This is a genomic window from Microbacterium sp. X-17 (assembly GCF_039615055.1).
This window is the reverse complement of the sequence record NZ_JBDHNI010000001.1, coordinates 1,125,810-1,139,732: the sequence shown is the minus strand read 5'-3', so window position 1 is coordinate 1,139,732 and position 13,923 is coordinate 1,125,810. Positions and strand designations below refer to the sequence as shown.

The window sequence follows — 13,923 nt, the reverse complement described above, 5'->3', positions numbered from 1 at the left end:
GCCTACACCTCGCGGACGGTCGGGCGCGGCGGCTCCCCGTCCGGCTCGGAGATGCCGAGGTCGACCAGCTTGTCCAGGCCGACGAGCACGCCGGTGGTCGTCGCGGCGGCGCGCAGGGCGAGCAGGATGCCGGTCTCGTAGGCCTCCTGCCCCACCGCGTCATGGCGGATGGTGAGGGTCTCCCCCGCCCCGCCGAAGATCACCTGCTGCTGAGCGGAGACACCGCGCATCCGGAGGCTGTGGATCGGCACGCTGCCGACCTGCTGGCCGCGCGCCCGCTGGTCGGTGTGCGGCGCGTCCACCGGGCCGCGCTGGAGGCGGGCGGCCGCGATCAGCTCGGCGGTCCGCACCGCGGTGCCGGAGGGCGAGTCGACCTTGCCCGGGCCGTGCGTCTCCACGATCTCGATCGAGTCGAAGAACCGGGCGGCGACGGTCGCGAACGCGGTGCCGAGCGCGGAGCCCAGGGAGAAGTTCGGGATGACGACGGCGCCGGCGCCCTCGTGCTCGGCGACCCGGCGCTCCAGCTCCAGGATGCGGTCGGCCGACCAGCCGGAGGTCCCGACCAGCACGTTCAGGCCGTGGTCGACGGCGAACGCCACGATCCCGGGGCTGACCTGCGGGAGCGTCATGTCCACCAGCACGTCGGCGCCGAGCATGGCGTCGAGCGGGGTGCGGGAGTCGAGGGCGGCCACCAGCTCCAGGTCGTCGGCCGCCTCGATGAGACGGACCGCCACGGATCCGAGCTTGCCGGTCGCCCCGGCCACGGCCACGCGAATAGTCACCCGTCCACCCTACCCGCGCACATTCGGCACGAATGCCGGATAACGCGCCGCCGAACGCGACATTCGGCACGAATCGCCGCCGGTTACGCTGGGACGATGGTGTCCTTTGCCGATGTCTCCGTCACCGACGCGACCGCCCACCGGATGCTCGCGGACTACTTCGCCGAGCGCGCGAAGACCTTCCCCGCGTCCCAGGGCGCGTACCGCACGACCTTCCCCGACCCCGGCCAGTTCGTGCCGCCGGCGGGCGTCTTCCTGCTGGCGTACGACGACGGGGAGGCCGGCTGCGGCGGCATCCGGGAGCTGACCGTCCCGCTGTCGGAGACCGACGACGGCGAGCAGATCGTCCGCTACGAGATCAAGCACCTCTGGGTCGCGCCCGCGCACCGCGGTCAGGGCCTCGGCCGCGCCATCCTCGCCGAGCTGGAGCACCGGGCGCGCGGCTTCGGCGCGACCGAAGTCGTCCTCGACACCAATGCGAGCCTGGAGGCCGCCGGCGGCCTCTACCGCTCGCACGGCTACGAGAGCATCCAGCCGTACAACGACAACCCGAACGCGACCGACTGGTTCCGCAAGCGGCTCGGCCCGAACGTCACGCCGGCCGGCTAGACCGGCTGCAGCTCCGGGAGGCCGGTGCGCAGCTCGACCGGCAGGTGGCCGAGGTCGTTGTGCACCACCAGCACCGGCGGCTTCGCCGAGCGCACGCGGATGATGGTGAGACCGCAATTGGCCTGGTTGAGGCCGAGCCAGCGCCAGGCCGGCGCGTCGAACACGTGCCGGACGAACCAGCCGATCACGAAGTTGTGCGTCACCAGCAGGTCGTGCCTGTCGCCCATCGCGGGCGTCAGGAACTCGTTGACCGCGTCATCCATCTGGGCGCGGCCGGCGTCGATCTCGGCCTCCGTGACGGAGCCGAAGAACGACTCGAACGCCTTGGGCATGTCGGGCGTCGGCCCGGACGGGATGCAGTCGAACAGCAGGCTGGACGGCTCCGGGACCACGGCGGGCATCCGCTCGGCGATGATGGAGGCCGTCTGCTCCGCTCGCACCAGCGGCGAGTGGTACATGCCGGTGAGCGGGAGGCCGCTCAGCCGGTCCGCGATGAGCTGCGCCTGGCGCTTGCCGCGCGGCGAGAGCGGTCCGTCGGGCAGGCCGTGCTCGGCGTCCTGCTGCTCGCCGTGGCGCACGAGGTAGAGGTAATGGGGCACCGGTAGACCTTTCGATGTAACGGGAAGGGAGAGGCGGTCAGGCAACGAGGCCCGCGAAGACGTCGTCGTCGACGCCACCCACCGCGGAGATCGAGACCGGGCGGTCGGCCAGGTCACGTGCGAGTTCTTGGACGTCACCGGCGGTGACGAGGTGCAGCCGCCGGAGGCTCTCGTCGAGGTCGGCGAACTCCCCCAGGCTGATCTCGGCGCGGCCGAGCCGCGACATCCGGGTGTCGGAGTCCTCCAGCGCGAGCGCCGCGCCGCCGGAGAGCTGGCCGACCGCGCGACGGAGCTCGTCCGCCGACACCCCGCCGTCGGCGAGGCGGTGCAGCTCGGAGAGCATCAGCTCCGCGACCTGCCTGGCCTTCGCCGGGGCGCAGGCGGAGAACAGCCCGAAGACGCCGGCGTCGGAGTAGGAGCCGGAGAACGAGTAGACGGCGTAGGCCAGGCCGCGCTTCTCGCGGACCTCCTGGAACAGCCGGCTCGACATCCCGCCGCCGAGGATGGAGTTGAGCACGCTCATCGTGGTGCGGCGCTCGTCGGTCGCGACGATGCCGGGCATGCCGATGATGAGGTTCGCCTGCTCGATCGGCCGCGAGACGGTCACGACCGAGGCGCCGCGCTCGACGGCCGCGGCCACGGTCGGACGGCGGTCGACCGGTGCGGCCTCCTCGTCCCGGTCCCAGCCCGCAGCGTCGAGCGCACGCCGCACGCCCGCCACGAGCACGTCGTGGTCGACCGCGCCCGCGGCCGTCACGACCAGGTCGCGCGGCCGGTAGTTGGCCCGGTAGTGGCTCCAGACCGCGTCGCGGGTCGCGGCGCGGATGGTGTCGGGACGGCCGCCGATCGGACGCCCGAGCGGATGGCCGCCGAGCACCGCGGTGAAGAGACGCTCGTTGGCGACGTCGGAGGGGTCGTCCTCCGCCATCGACAGCTCTTCGAGGATGACGCCGCGCTCGTTCTCGAACTCAGTGGGGTCGAGCACCGAGGACGTGAGCATGTCGCCGATGACCTCCACCGCCATCGGGAGGTCGCGGTCCTGCACCTTGGCGTAGTAGCAGGTGTACTCCTTGGCCGTCATGGCGTTGTGCTCGCCGCCGACCGAGTCGAAGGACACCGCGATGTCGAGGGCGGTGCGCGTGCGCGTGCCCTTGAACAGGAGGTGCTCGAGGAAGTGCGTGGAGCCGAGGCTGCCCGCCACATCGGCGACCTCGTCCCGCGAGCCGACGGCCACCCAGTAGCCGAGGGTGGCGCTGCGCGCGCCGGGCACCTGCTCGCTCAGGATGCGGACGCCGTTGGGCAGGATCGTGCGGCGGACGAGGGCCTCGCCGGAAGCGGCGAAAGCGAGATCGGCCAGACCGAGCGGGAGGTCGACTGCGCTGTTCATCCCCTCCACCCTACGCCAGCGCCCGAACGATCGCGGAGACTGGGAAATTGAGGACAAACAGACTGGTCTGTCTACCGCTATACTGAAGTGACCACCCCGACCGGTCGTCCCCCCTCGGACCGGTCGGGGGGTTCTCAGAGACGAGCGGAGGCCGAGCCTCCCGGAGAGAGGAGACGACCAGATGGTCGTAAGTGCCCGCGCCACCATCCGGCCGCCCGCACCGTCGAAGATCAAGATCCTCGCGACCGCTGACGAACTCTTCTACGAGGAGGGCATCCACACCGTCGGCGTCGACCGCATCATCGCGGGCGCCCGGGTGACGAAGGCGACCTTCTACAAGCACTTCCGCTCCAAGGACCTCCTGATCATCGCCTACGTCGAGGGCCGTGACCGCCAGGTGCGCGACTGGTTCGCCGAGAAGGAGGCGGAGCTCTCCGACCCGACGGCGATCGCCCGCGCGCTCGTGGACTCCATCAACGCCGAGGCGGTGCGTCCCGGCTTCCGCGGCGACCCGTTCATCAACGCGGCCGCGCAGTTCGCCGACGAGACCCACCCCGTGCGTGTCGCCGTGACGGCACACAGGGACTGGTACGCCAAGCACATCGAGGAGCTGTTCCGCCAGATCGGTCACCCGCGTCCGGGCGACGCGGCGGACGACCTCATCCTCGCGCGCGACGGGGCCCTGGCCGGGGGTTACGTGGGCGACCCGATCGCGGCGGGCGCTGCGTTGCATCGCGCGCTGGACCACATCCTCGCCGAGGCGTAGGCGGTAGCTAACGGAGGACATCGGGCGCGCCACGCCGCTGGGTGTCGGCTAACGGAGGAGATCCGGCCCGGGATCGGGCGGAAGTCCTCCGTTGGCGGCGTGCTAGCCGAGGAGTTCGGGCCGGATCGGGGTGGATGTCCTCCGTTGCCTACGGCCTAGCGGAGGAGATCGGGCCCGGATTGGGGCCGGAGTCCTCCGTTGGCTGCGCGTGGCGCGGAATGGAGGTGGAAGTCCTCCGTTGCCTGCGCGCCGATGCGCGGGTTATTCGGCGGCGGGGATCGCGGAAGCCCTCCGTTGCCGCGCGAGCGGAGGACGTCGGGCGCGACACGCCGCCCGGTGTCGGCTCGCGGAGGAGATCGGGCCCGGGATCGGGCGGAAGTCCTCCGTTGGCGACGTGCTAGCGGAGGAGATTCGGTGGGATCGGCGCCGGAGTCCTCCGTTGCCGACGCGGCGAGCGGAGGAGATCCGGCCGGGATCGGGGCGGGAGTCCTCCGGTAGCCGACATCGGGCGGCGTGTCGCCGGCAAACTCCTCCGTTGGTTACGGGCGGGGCGGGTGCCTACGGGCGAGCGGGGCTACTCGGAGACGCGGTCGAGGTCGAGCATCTGGGCTCGGGTGAGGCGGATGCCGGCGGCGGCCATCAGGCCGTCGACCTGTTCGGGGCGGCTGGCGCTCGCCACCGGGGCCACGATGGTGCGCTTGGCCAGCAGCCAGGCGATCGCGACGCTCGCCGCAGACACGCCGTGCTCGGCGGCGATGCGGTCGAGCACCGCCAGGACGCGCATGCCCTTGCGGTTGACGTAGGCCGATGCGCGCACGCTGCGGGCGTCCGCGCTCAGGTCGGACTTCGAGCGGTACTTGCCGGTGAGGAAGCCGTTGGCCAGCGCGTAGTACGGCATCACGGCCAAGCCCTGGGCGGCGGCGACGATGCGCAGCGCGCTCTCGAACTCGGCGCGGTGCATGAGGTTGTACTGGGTCTGGATGGCGACGAACTTCGGCAGGCCGGCCGACGCCAGCACGCGCGCCTCGATGAGGCGGTCCGCGCTGAAGTTGGACGCGCCGAGGTAGCGGACCTTGCCCGTCTCGATGAGCCACTCCGCGGTCGCGAGGCTGTCCTCCAGCGGCACCTCGGTGTCGTCGTCGTGGAAGTACAGCAGGTCGATGTGGTCGGTCTGCAGGCGTTCGAGGGAGGCCTCCACGGCGCGCACGATGCTCACCGAGCCGAGGCCCGGGTTCTCGTGGTGGCGGCCGACCTTGGTCGCGACAACCATGTCGTCGCGGTTGCGGCGCTCGTGCATCCACTTGCCGATGAGCACCTCGCTGCGGCCGCCGACGTAGCTGTCGGCGGTGTCGATGAAGTCGCCGCCGCGCGACGCGAAGCGGTCGAGGATCGCCAGGGACGTGTCGCCGTCGGCGGTCCAGCCGAAGACGCTCGCGCCGAGCGACAGCGGGTAGACCGCGAGGTCGCTCTCGCCGATGCGGCGCGGGGCGATGATCGAGAGCGGGCCGGTGCGCTCCAGGCCCGAGTCGATGTCGAGGGGTCCGCCGGTGTCGGTGGACGGCTCGGAGAAGGTCGGGGCCGGCAGCGTGGGAGCGGGCTCGGCGGGCCGGGGCGAGGTGGTCGCGGGCGCCGGAACCGACGTGCCCTCGGCGTCCGACGCGACCGCGGCGGCGGGGGTGCGGAGGCCGACGCTCTCCAGCAGGCGCAAGGGAAGGAGCTGTGGCATCTCATCCCCCTTCCAGTCGTTCGAGCGGGTGTTCACGCTGCCGACCGATTCGTGGCTCGAATCGATTCGAGGGTGCTCTTCTCTGGAACGTTAAGGGCAGAGTACGGCATGCCGCCGACACGGCACGACCAAACCGGTGAACGGCGCAGAAATCGTTCATCACAGTTTCATCACAGCGTGCTGGTCGCCCTCCTGAGCACCGATCGGGCGTGCGAAAGGACCGGACCGTCGACCATCCTGCCGTTGTGGCGGAACACTCCCCCGCCTGCCGCCCTGGCCGCCTCCAGCAGTTCGACGGCCTCCGCCACCTGGGCCTCGTCCGGGCGGTACGCGGCACGCACGGTCTCCACCTGCGAGGGGTGGATGCACGCGGTCGCGGCGAACCCGACGGCGACCGCGTCCTCGGCCTCCGCCGCGAGCCCGTCGAGGTCGGCGATGTCCAGGTGGACCGTGTCCACGGCCGGTTCCCCGGCGGCTCCGGCGGCGAGCAGCACCGCCGAGCGCGCGTGCGCCGCCACATCGCGGTAGCGGCCGTCCGCGTGCCGGCTCGACGTTCCGCCGAGCGAGGCGACCAGGTCCTCCGCCCCCCACATCAGCGCGACGACCCCGTCCGCGGCCGCGAGCTCCCCCGCCGCCAGCACTCCGGCCGCGGTCTCGCACAGGGCGATCACGTGGAGGCCGGCCAGGGCGGTGAGGTCGGCTGCGCGCTCGGCCTTCGGCAGCATCACGGCCGTGTACGGCGTGAGCGAGAGGGCCGCGAGGTCGGCGGCCTGGTCGTCGGTGCCCGCCGGATTGACCCGCACGATCACCCGCGACGGGTCCAGGTCGGACGCGGCGAGCGCCTCCCGGGCCGCCGGCCGGCGCGCGGGGTCGACGGCGTCCTCCAGGTCGAGGATGACCGCGTCCGACCGCTCCAGCGCCTTGGCGTACCGGTCGGGCCGGTCCGCCGGGCAGAACAGCAGCGCGGGACCCCACGGGAACGGCGTCATACGTCGCTCGTCACGAGGTGCGCGTCGCGGCACCACACCATGACCTGGCGGGTCGCGGTGGCGACGACGACGCCGTCCTGATTGCGGCCGGTGTGCTCCAGCGTCACGATCCCCTGGCCGGCGCGGGAGGCAGACAGCCGCTTGGCCGTCACCGTCGTCTCCGAGTAGAGCGTGTCGCCGTGGTAGAGCGGGTGCGGGAAGGAGACCTCGGAGAAGCCGAGGTTGGCGACGATCGTGCCCTGCGTGAGCTGGGCGACCGAGGCGCCGACGATCGTCGCGAGCGTCCACATCGAGTTCATCAGCCGGGTGCCGAACGGCTGGCGAGCCGACCACGCGGCGTCCAGGTGCAGCGCCTGCGTGTTCATCGTGAGGGTGGTGAAGAGGACGTTGTCGGCCTCCGTCACGGTGCGTCCCGGGCGGTGCAGGTAGCGGGTCTCCAGCTCGAACTCCTCGTAGTAGAGGCCGCGCTGCTCGACTTCTTTCACGACGCCGCCTCCAGCTCCACCGCGAACGGAGCGCCCGTCGCGGCCACGACCTCCTCGACGGTCACGCCCGGCGCGGTCTCGCGCAGCACGAGCCCGTCCGGGGTCACGTCGATCACGGCGAGGTCGGTGATGATGCGGTCGACGCAGCCGGTGCCGGTGAGCGGGAGGCTGCACTCGGCGAGGATCTTGGGCCGGCCCTCCTTGTCGACGTGCTCCATCATCACGATCAGCCGCTTGGCGCCGAAGACGAGGTCCATCGCGCCGCCCATGCCCTTGACCATCTTGCCGGGGATCATCCAGTTGGCCAGGTCGCCGGAGGCCGAGACCTCCATCGCGCCGAGAACGGCGACGTCGACGTGGCCGCCGCGGACCATCCCGAACGACAGCGACGAGTCGAAGTAGGCCGCGCCGCGCTTGACGGTGACGGTCTCCTTGCCCGCGTTGATGAGGTCGGGGTCCACGTCGGCGTCGGCCGGGTACGGGCCGACCCCGAGCACGCCGTTCTCGGAGTGCAGGATGACCTCGACGCCCTCCGGGATGTAGTTCGGGATGAGCGTCGGCATGCCGATGCCGAGGTTGACGTACTGGCCGTTCTCCAACTCCTGCGCTACGCGGGCGGCGAGCTCGGTGCGGGTGAGGCTCATCGGGCGCTCCCTTCCTGGGCCGCGGCGACCGTGCGCCGCTCGATCCGCTTCTCGACGTCGGGCGCGTGCACGACGCGCTGGACGAAGATCCCGGGCAGGTGCACCTCCCCCGGTGCGAGCTCGCCGGGCTCGACCAGCTCCTCCACCTCGGCGATGGTGATGCCGCCGGCCATCGCGGCGAGCGGGTTGAAGTTCATCGCCGCCGCGTGGAACACGAGGTTGCCGTGCCGGTCGCCCTTCGCGGCGTGGACGAGCGCGAAGTCGGGGCGCAGCGAGCGCTCCAGCACGTAGGAGGCGCCGTCGAACTCGCGCACCTCCTTCGGCTCGCTCGCGACCGCGACCGAGCCGTCCTCGTTGTAGCGCCGAGGGAGGCCACCGAGCGCGATCTGCGTGCCGACGCCGGCCGGGGTGTAGAACGCCGGGATGCCCGCGCCGCCAGCCCGCAGCTTCTCGGCGAGCGTGCCCTGCGGGGTCAGCTCGACCTCCAGCTCGCCGGAGAGGAACTGCCGGGCGAACTCCTTGTTCTCGCCGACGTACGAGCTGATCATCTTGCGGATGCGGCGCTGGGCGAGCAGGAGGCCGAGCCCCCAGTCGTCCACGCCGCAGTTGTTGCTGACCACTTCGAGGTCGGTCGTCCCGGCCTCCAGCAGCGCCTGGATGAGCGCGCTCGGAATGCCGCACAGCCCGAAGCCGCCGACCGCCAGCGAGCTCCCGCTCGGGATGTCGGCCACGGCCTCCGCCGCGCTCCCCACCGTCTTGTCGATCACGCCACCACTCCCCTCTCTCCAACTACCGAGTACGCGAAAAGTACCGCCGAAACCGCCGAGTCGCCAGATAATCCGCGTACTCGGCGGCTTGCGACGGGTCAGGAGTCGAAGCCGAGGGAACGGGCGATGATCATGAGCTGGACCTCGGTGGTGCCCTCGCCGACCTCCAGGATCTTCGAGTCGCGGTAGTGGCGGGCGACCGGGTTCTCGTTGAGGAAGCCGTAGCCGCCGAAGATCTGGGTCGCGTCGCGCGCGTTGTCCATCGCGGCCTCGCTGCCGACGAGCTTGGCGATGGAGGCCTCCATCTTGAACGGCTTGCCCGCCATCAGCTTGAACGCGGCGTCGTAGTACGCCAGCCGCGCCGCGTGCACCCGGGCCTGCATCCGCGCGATCTTGAAGGCGACGTACTGGTTGGAGCCGATGGAGCGGCCGAAGACGTTGCGCGACTTGGCGTAGCGCACCGCCTCGTCCAGGCAGCCCTGCGCGGCGCCGGTGCAGAGGGCGGCGAAGGCGACCCGGCCCTCGTCGAGGGTCTGGAGGAAGTTGGCGTAGCCGCGGCCGCGCTCGCCGAGGAGATTGGCCTCCGGGACGTGCACATCGGTGAGCGTCAGCGGGTGGGTGTCGGAGGTGTGCCAGCCGACCTTGTCGTAGACCGGCTCGGCGACGAAGCCGGGTGTGCCGGTCGGGACGATGATCGCCGAGAGCTCCTTCTTGACCGAGCCGTCCGCGCGCCGCTCCTCGCCGGTCACGGCGGTGATGGTGACGAGCTTGGTGATCTCGGAGCCGGAGTTGGTGATGAACTGCTTGGTGCCGTTCAGGATCCACTCGCCGTCGCGCAGGATCGCCGTGGTCTTGGTGCCACCCGCGTCCGAGCCGGCGTCGGCCTCGGTCAGGCCGAACCCGGCGAGCGCCTCGCCGCGCGCCAGCATCGGCAGCCACTCCTGCTTCTGCTCCTCGGTGCCGTTGCGGAAGATCGGCATCGCGCCGAGGCCGATGCCGGCCTCCAGTGTCACGCCGATGGACTGGTCCACCCGGCCGAGCTGCTCGACCGCGAGGCAGAGCGAGAGGTAGTCCTTGCCCTGGCCGCCGTACTCGACGGGGAACGGGAGGCCGAACAGGCCCATCCGGCCCATCTCGGCGATGATGTCGTACGGGAGGCTGCGCTTGGTGTCGTACTCGTACGCGGCGGGCGCGACGACGGTGTCGGCGAAGTCCCGGACCTGGTCGCGGAGCCGGCGCTGCTCGTCGGTGAGCTCGAAGCCGGCGACGTCGAGGTCGGCCGGGCGTGACATCTGCATGGTCATCGGAGATTCCTGTCTGTTGTGGTGACGGTTCCTGCCGCGGCGTGCTCGCCGTGGGATGGGGCGGCCGATTCTGTCGGCTCGGGGGTGTCCGCCGGGGTGGGCGGGACGTTCGGGGTGGTGTCGGCGGACGCCTCTGCCGCATCCACGACGGCGACGAGCTGGTCGAGCTTGACCAGGTCGCCCGGCGCGACCTTCACCGTCACGGTGCCGGCGATGGGGGCGACCAGGCGGTGCTCCATCTTCATCGCCTCCACCACGGCCAGCGTGTCGCCGGGCTCCACGACGGCGCCGGACGTGACGGGGACGGCCACGACGGTGCCGGGCATCGGCGAGCGGACCTCGGGATGCGCGGCCGCCTCGCCGCGCTCGCGGGCGGCGAGCGCCGCTGCCAGCCGCTCGGCGGGAGTGCGCAGCCGCAGGGCGCGCGAGCGGCCCCCGTGCGCGAGCCAGACGGTGGCTCCGTCGCGAGCCGTGTCGAAGCGGGTGACCACGCCGTCGAGGTCGAGCACGACGGAGTCAGGCTCGCCGGCCGCGCCGGACTGCACCGCGACCCGGGCGGTGTGCTCGCGCAGCTCGCCGTCGGGTCCCGGCAGGGTCACCCGGTCGCCGTCCACCCGCACGGTCGTCCCGTCCACGTCGTAGCGGACGGGCCGTGCGGAGCCGAGCCGCCAGCCGCTGGGGGCGCCCCACAGCGCGCCGACGCCCCCCGGGGTCGCGGTCTCCCGCTCCCGGTGCGCGAGAAGCCCCGCAGCGGCGAGCTCGGCGGCGGAGGCCGGGACCGGCTCCAGTGCGGAGAAGCGCCGGTCGATCAGCGTGGTGTCCATGCTGCCCACGCGGACCTCGTCGTCGGCCAGGAGGTCGCGCAGCCAGGCGATGTTGTTCACGAGCCCGAGCACGGCGGTGTCGGCGAGGGCGCGGTCGAGTCGCGCCAGCGCGCCGGCGCGGTCGGGCGCCCAGGCGATGACCTTCGCGAGCATCGGGTCGTAGTCGGTCATGACGCGCGTCCCGGCCGCCAGTCCGCTGTCGACGCGGACGCCCTCCCCGGTCGGCTCGCGCAGTGCGAGCACCGCGCCGTCGCCCGGCAGGAAGTCGCGCTCCGGGTTCTCCGCGTACACGCGCGCCTCGACGGCGTGGCCCGAGAGCCGGATGTCGTCCTGCACGAAGCCCAGCGGCTCCCCCGCGGCGACGCGGAGCTGCCACTCGACCAGGTCCACGCCCGTCACCAGCTCGGTGACCGGGTGCTCGACCTGCAGTCGGGTGTTCATCTCCATGAAGAAGAACTCGTCCGGTCGCTCGGCGGAGACCAGGAACTCGACCGTTCCGGCTCCGACGTAGCCGACGCTCCCGGCCACCCGGCAGGCGGCCTCGCCGATCCGGGCGCGGGTCGCGGCGTCGAGCAGCGGCGACGGCGCCTCCTCGACCACCTTCTGGTGGCGGCGCTGGAGGGAGCACTCGCGCTCGCCGAGGTGGACCACCGCGCCGTGCCGGTCGGCGATGATCTGCACCTCGATGTGCCGGGGCGACTCCACCAGCCGCTCCAGGAACAGCGTGTCGTCGCCGAAGGCCGCGGCCGCGACACGACGGGCCGCGCGCAGCGCCTCCGGGAGGTCGGCGGCGGCGTGCACCGCCTGCATCCCCTTGCCGCCGCCGCCCGCGGAGGGCTTGACCAGCACGGGATAGCCGATGTCGTCGGCCGCCGCGACGAGCTCGTCGTCGGCGAGGCCGGGCTCCGCGATGCCGGGGATGGTCGGCACGCCCGAGCGGCCGACCTCCTGCTTGGCGGAGATCTTGTCGCCCATGACCTCCAGCGCGTGCACGCCGGGGCCGACGAACACGATGCCCGCGGCCTCGCAGGCGTCGGCGAGGGCGGCGTTCTCGGAGAGGAAGCCGTAGCCGGGGTGCACCGCGGCGGCTGCCGTGCGGCGCGCGGCGTCGATGATGGCCTCGACGGAGAGGTAGCTGTCGCGCGCGGGCGCGGGCCCGATGCGGACCGCCGTGTCCGCGAGCCGGACGTGCGGGGCGTCGCGGTCCGCGTCGCTGAAGACGGCCACCGAGCGGATCCCGAGACGGCGCAGCGTGCGGATGACGCGGCAGGCGATCTCGCCGCGATTGGCCACCAGGACGGACTCGAACGGAACAGAGGAGAAGTCGGTCATCGTCGTCACATCCGGAAGAGGCCGAAGGCCGTGTCGGGCAGCGGGGCGCGGGAGCAGACGTCGAGCGCCAGCCCCAGCACCGTGCGGGTGTCCGCGGGGTCGATCACACCGTCGTCCCACAGCCGGGCGGTGGAGTAGTAGGGATTGCCCTGGTCCTCGTACTGCGCGGCGATCGGCGCCCGGAAGGCCGCCTCGTCCTCGGTGCTCCACTCCTCGCCGCGAGCGTCCAGCTGGTCGCGCTTGACGGTGGCGAGCACGCTGGCCGCCTGCTGGCCGCCCATGACGGAGATGCGGGAGGCCGGCCACATCCAGAGGAACCGCGGCGAGTAGGCCCTGCCGCACATCGAGTAGTTGCCCGCGCCGAAGGAGCCGCCGATCACGACGGTGAGCTTGGGCACCCGGGTGGTCGCGACCGCGGTCACCATCTTGGCGCCGTTCTTGGCGATGCCGCCGGCCTCGTAGTCGCGGCCCACCATGAAGCCGGAGATGTTCTGCAGGAACACCAGCGGGATGCCGCGCTGGTCGCACAGCTCGATGAAGTGCGCGCCCTTGAGCGCCGACTCGCTGAACAGCACGCCGTTGTTGGCGACGATGCCGACCGGGTGGCCGTGGATGTGAGCGAAGCCGGTCACCAGCGTGGTGCCGTAATCCGGCTTGAACTCGCTGAACTCCCCCGCGTCCACCAGCCGGGAGATGACCTCGTGCACGTCGTAGGGCGCCTGCACGTCGACCGGGACGACGCCGTAGAGCTCCTCCTGGTCGGCGATCGCGGCGCGGGTGGCCAGCACCTCCCACGCCGGTGCGGCGGGCTGCGGGAGGGTGGCGACGATCTCGCGGACGATCCCGAGCGCGTGCTCGTCGTCCTCCGCGAGGTGGTCGACGACGCCGGAGGTGCGCGCGTGGAGGTCGCCGCCGCCGAGCTCCTCCGCCGTCACGATCTCGCCGATCGCGGCCTTCACCAGCGGAGGACCGCCGAGGAAGATGGTGCCCTGGTTGCGGACGATGACCGTCTCGTCGCTCATGGCCGGGACGTACGCGCCGCCGGCGGTGCACGAGCCGAGCACCGCGGCGATCTGCGGGATCTTCGCCGCCGAGAGCCGGGACTGGTTGTAGAAGATCCGGCCGAAGTGGTCGCGGTCGGGGAAGACCTCGTCCTGCATCGGCAGGAAGGCGCCGCCCGAGTCGACCAGGTAGACGCACGGGAGGTGGTTCTCCAGCGCGATCTCCTGCGCGCGCAGGTGCTTCTTGACGGTCATCGGGTAGTAGGTGCCGCCCTTCACCGTCGCGTCGTTGCAGACGATCATCACGTGGCGGCCCTCGACCAGGCCGATGCCGGCGATGACGCCCGCGGCCGGGCTCTCGTCGCCGTACATCCCCGTCGCGGCCAGCGGGGCGATCTCCAGGAACGGGCTGCCCTCGTCCAGCAGCGCGTCGATGCGGTCGCGCGGCAGCAGCTTGCCGCGGGCGACGTGGCGCTCGCGGGCGCGCTCGGGGCCGCCGGCCGCGGCGACGGCGAGGCGCTCGCGGAGGTCGGCCACCAGCGCGCGCTGGGCGGCGTCGTTCCCCTCCGGCGCGCCGGCGGTGCTCTGGTCGGGCATCGTGCTCAGGGCAGGCATCGTGCTCCCGTGTCCTCATCGACATGAGTTAGTGGTCACTAACTCGAATTTAGGTTAGTGTTCGTTAACCCGAATGTCCAGCCCCGCACCTGG

At 71.9% G+C, this 13,923-nt stretch carries 13 protein-coding genes; 2 read left to right on the top strand and 11 right to left on the bottom strand.

Going from position 1 to position 13,923, the window contains the following annotated elements; genetic code table 11:
* Positions 1 to 2: 2 nt before the first annotated feature.
* Positions 3 to 782: a 4-hydroxy-tetrahydrodipicolinate reductase gene (gene dapB / locus ABCS02_RS05580; protein WP_345834604.1), complete on the bottom strand. Its 780-nt coding sequence runs from the start codon at positions 780 to 782 to the stop codon at positions 3 to 5.
* 96 nt (positions 783 to 878) lie between these two features.
* Between dapB and ABCS02_RS05575 the strand changes: the two genes are divergently transcribed.
* Positions 879 to 1,391: a GNAT family N-acetyltransferase gene (locus ABCS02_RS05575; RefSeq protein WP_345834603.1), complete on the top strand. Its 513-nt coding sequence runs from the start codon at positions 879 to 881 to the stop codon at positions 1,389 to 1,391.
* Here the strand turns inward: ABCS02_RS05575 and ABCS02_RS05570 are convergent.
* Together ABCS02_RS05570 and ABCS02_RS05565 are read right to left on the bottom strand one after the other, a co-directional pair.
* Entirely contained in the window at positions 1,388 to 1,990 is a 603-nt protein-coding gene (locus ABCS02_RS05570; protein ID WP_345834602.1) for a histidine phosphatase family protein, read from the bottom strand. The two genes, ABCS02_RS05575 and ABCS02_RS05570, sit on opposite strands and share 4 nt — an antisense overlap.
* Before the next feature lie 37 nt (positions 1,991 to 2,027).
* The gene (locus tag ABCS02_RS05565) at positions 2,028 to 3,377 is read right to left on the bottom strand and encodes a pitrilysin family protein (RefSeq protein WP_345834601.1); all 1,350 of its coding nucleotides are present in this window, start codon (positions 3,375 to 3,377) and stop codon (positions 2,028 to 2,030) included.
* A gap of 181 nt (positions 3,378 to 3,558) precedes the next feature.
* On the opposite strand from ABCS02_RS05565, the gene ABCS02_RS05560 reads away from it, so the two are divergent.
* Positions 3,559 to 4,143: a TetR/AcrR family transcriptional regulator gene (locus ABCS02_RS05560; RefSeq protein ID WP_345834600.1), complete on the top strand. Its 585-nt coding sequence runs from the start codon at positions 3,559 to 3,561 to the stop codon at positions 4,141 to 4,143.
* A 574-nt stretch (positions 4,144 to 4,717) separates the two neighbouring features.
* On the opposite strand, the gene ABCS02_RS05555 is transcribed toward ABCS02_RS05560, so the two are convergent.
* The 8 genes from ABCS02_RS05555 to ABCS02_RS05520 all read right to left on the bottom strand — a co-directional run bounded on the left by ABCS02_RS05555 (position 4,718) and on the right by ABCS02_RS05520 (position 13,830).
* A complete protein-coding gene (locus tag ABCS02_RS05555) occupies positions 4,718 to 5,869 on the bottom strand; it encodes an aldo/keto reductase (protein WP_345834599.1) in 1,152 nt (383 codons plus the stop codon).
* 170 nt (positions 5,870 to 6,039) lie between these two features.
* Positions 6,040 to 6,858 (bottom strand): CoA ester lyase, encoded by an 819-nt coding sequence (locus ABCS02_RS05550; protein WP_345834598.1) that lies wholly within the window; start codon positions 6,856 to 6,858, stop codon positions 6,040 to 6,042.
* Complete coding sequence (locus ABCS02_RS05545; RefSeq protein ID WP_345834597.1) at positions 6,855 to 7,343, bottom strand: MaoC family dehydratase; 489 nt, start codon at positions 7,341 to 7,343, stop codon at positions 6,855 to 6,857. Before ABCS02_RS05545 ends, ABCS02_RS05550 begins: the two co-directional genes overlap by 4 nt.
* Complete coding sequence (locus ABCS02_RS05540) at positions 7,340 to 7,987, bottom strand: CoA transferase subunit B (RefSeq protein ID WP_345834596.1); 648 nt, start codon at positions 7,985 to 7,987, stop codon at positions 7,340 to 7,342. The genes ABCS02_RS05545 and ABCS02_RS05540 overlap by 4 nt, the downstream gene beginning before the upstream one ends.
* Positions 7,984 to 8,754, bottom strand: coding sequence for a CoA transferase subunit A (locus tag ABCS02_RS05535; RefSeq protein ID WP_345834595.1), 771 nt, complete (start codon positions 8,752 to 8,754; stop codon positions 7,984 to 7,986). The genes ABCS02_RS05540 and ABCS02_RS05535 overlap by 4 nt, the downstream gene beginning before the upstream one ends.
* Positions 8,755 to 8,852: 98 nt before the next feature.
* Positions 8,853 to 10,058 (bottom strand): acyl-CoA dehydrogenase family protein, encoded by a 1,206-nt coding sequence (locus ABCS02_RS05530; RefSeq protein ID WP_345834594.1) that lies wholly within the window; start codon positions 10,056 to 10,058, stop codon positions 8,853 to 8,855.
* Complete coding sequence (locus ABCS02_RS05525; RefSeq protein ID WP_345834593.1) at positions 10,055 to 12,214, bottom strand: biotin carboxylase N-terminal domain-containing protein; 2,160 nt, start codon at positions 12,212 to 12,214, stop codon at positions 10,055 to 10,057. Before ABCS02_RS05525 ends, ABCS02_RS05530 begins: the two co-directional genes overlap by 4 nt.
* A gap of 5 nt (positions 12,215 to 12,219) precedes the next feature.
* Positions 12,220 to 13,830 (bottom strand): carboxyl transferase domain-containing protein, encoded by a 1,611-nt coding sequence (locus ABCS02_RS05520; protein ID WP_345834592.1) that lies wholly within the window; start codon positions 13,828 to 13,830, stop codon positions 12,220 to 12,222.
* Positions 13,831 to 13,923: the final 93 nt, after the last annotated feature.

Excerpts from the sequence above, each read along its gene's own strand:
- ABCS02_RS05575 (WP_345834603.1), top strand. The coding sequence starts at position 879 with ATGGTGTCCTTTGCCGATGTCTCCGTCACCGACGCGACCGCCCACCGG.
- ABCS02_RS05565 (WP_345834601.1), bottom strand. The coding sequence starts at position 3,377 with ATGAACAGCGCAGTCGACCTCCCGCTCGGTCTGGCCGATCTCGCTTTC.
- ABCS02_RS05560 (WP_345834600.1), top strand. The coding sequence starts at position 3,559 with ATGGTCGTAAGTGCCCGCGCCACCATCCGGCCGCCCGCACCGTCGAAG.
- ABCS02_RS05555 (WP_345834599.1), bottom strand. The coding sequence starts at position 5,869 with ATGCCACAGCTCCTTCCCTTGCGCCTGCTGGAGAGCGTCGGCCTCCGC.
- ABCS02_RS05550 (WP_345834598.1), bottom strand. The coding sequence starts at position 6,858 with ATGACGCCGTTCCCGTGGGGTCCCGCGCTGCTGTTCTGCCCGGCGGAC.
- ABCS02_RS05540 (WP_345834596.1), bottom strand. The coding sequence starts at position 7,987 with ATGAGCCTCACCCGCACCGAGCTCGCCGCCCGCGTAGCGCAGGAGTTG.
- ABCS02_RS05530 (WP_345834594.1), bottom strand. The coding sequence starts at position 10,058 with ATGACCATGCAGATGTCACGCCCGGCCGACCTCGACGTCGCCGGCTTC.
- ABCS02_RS05525 (WP_345834593.1), bottom strand. The coding sequence starts at position 12,214 with ATGACCGACTTCTCCTCTGTTCCGTTCGAGTCCGTCCTGGTGGCCAAT.
- ABCS02_RS05520 (WP_345834592.1), bottom strand. The coding sequence starts at position 13,830 with ATGCCTGCCCTGAGCACGATGCCCGACCAGAGCACCGCCGGCGCGCCG.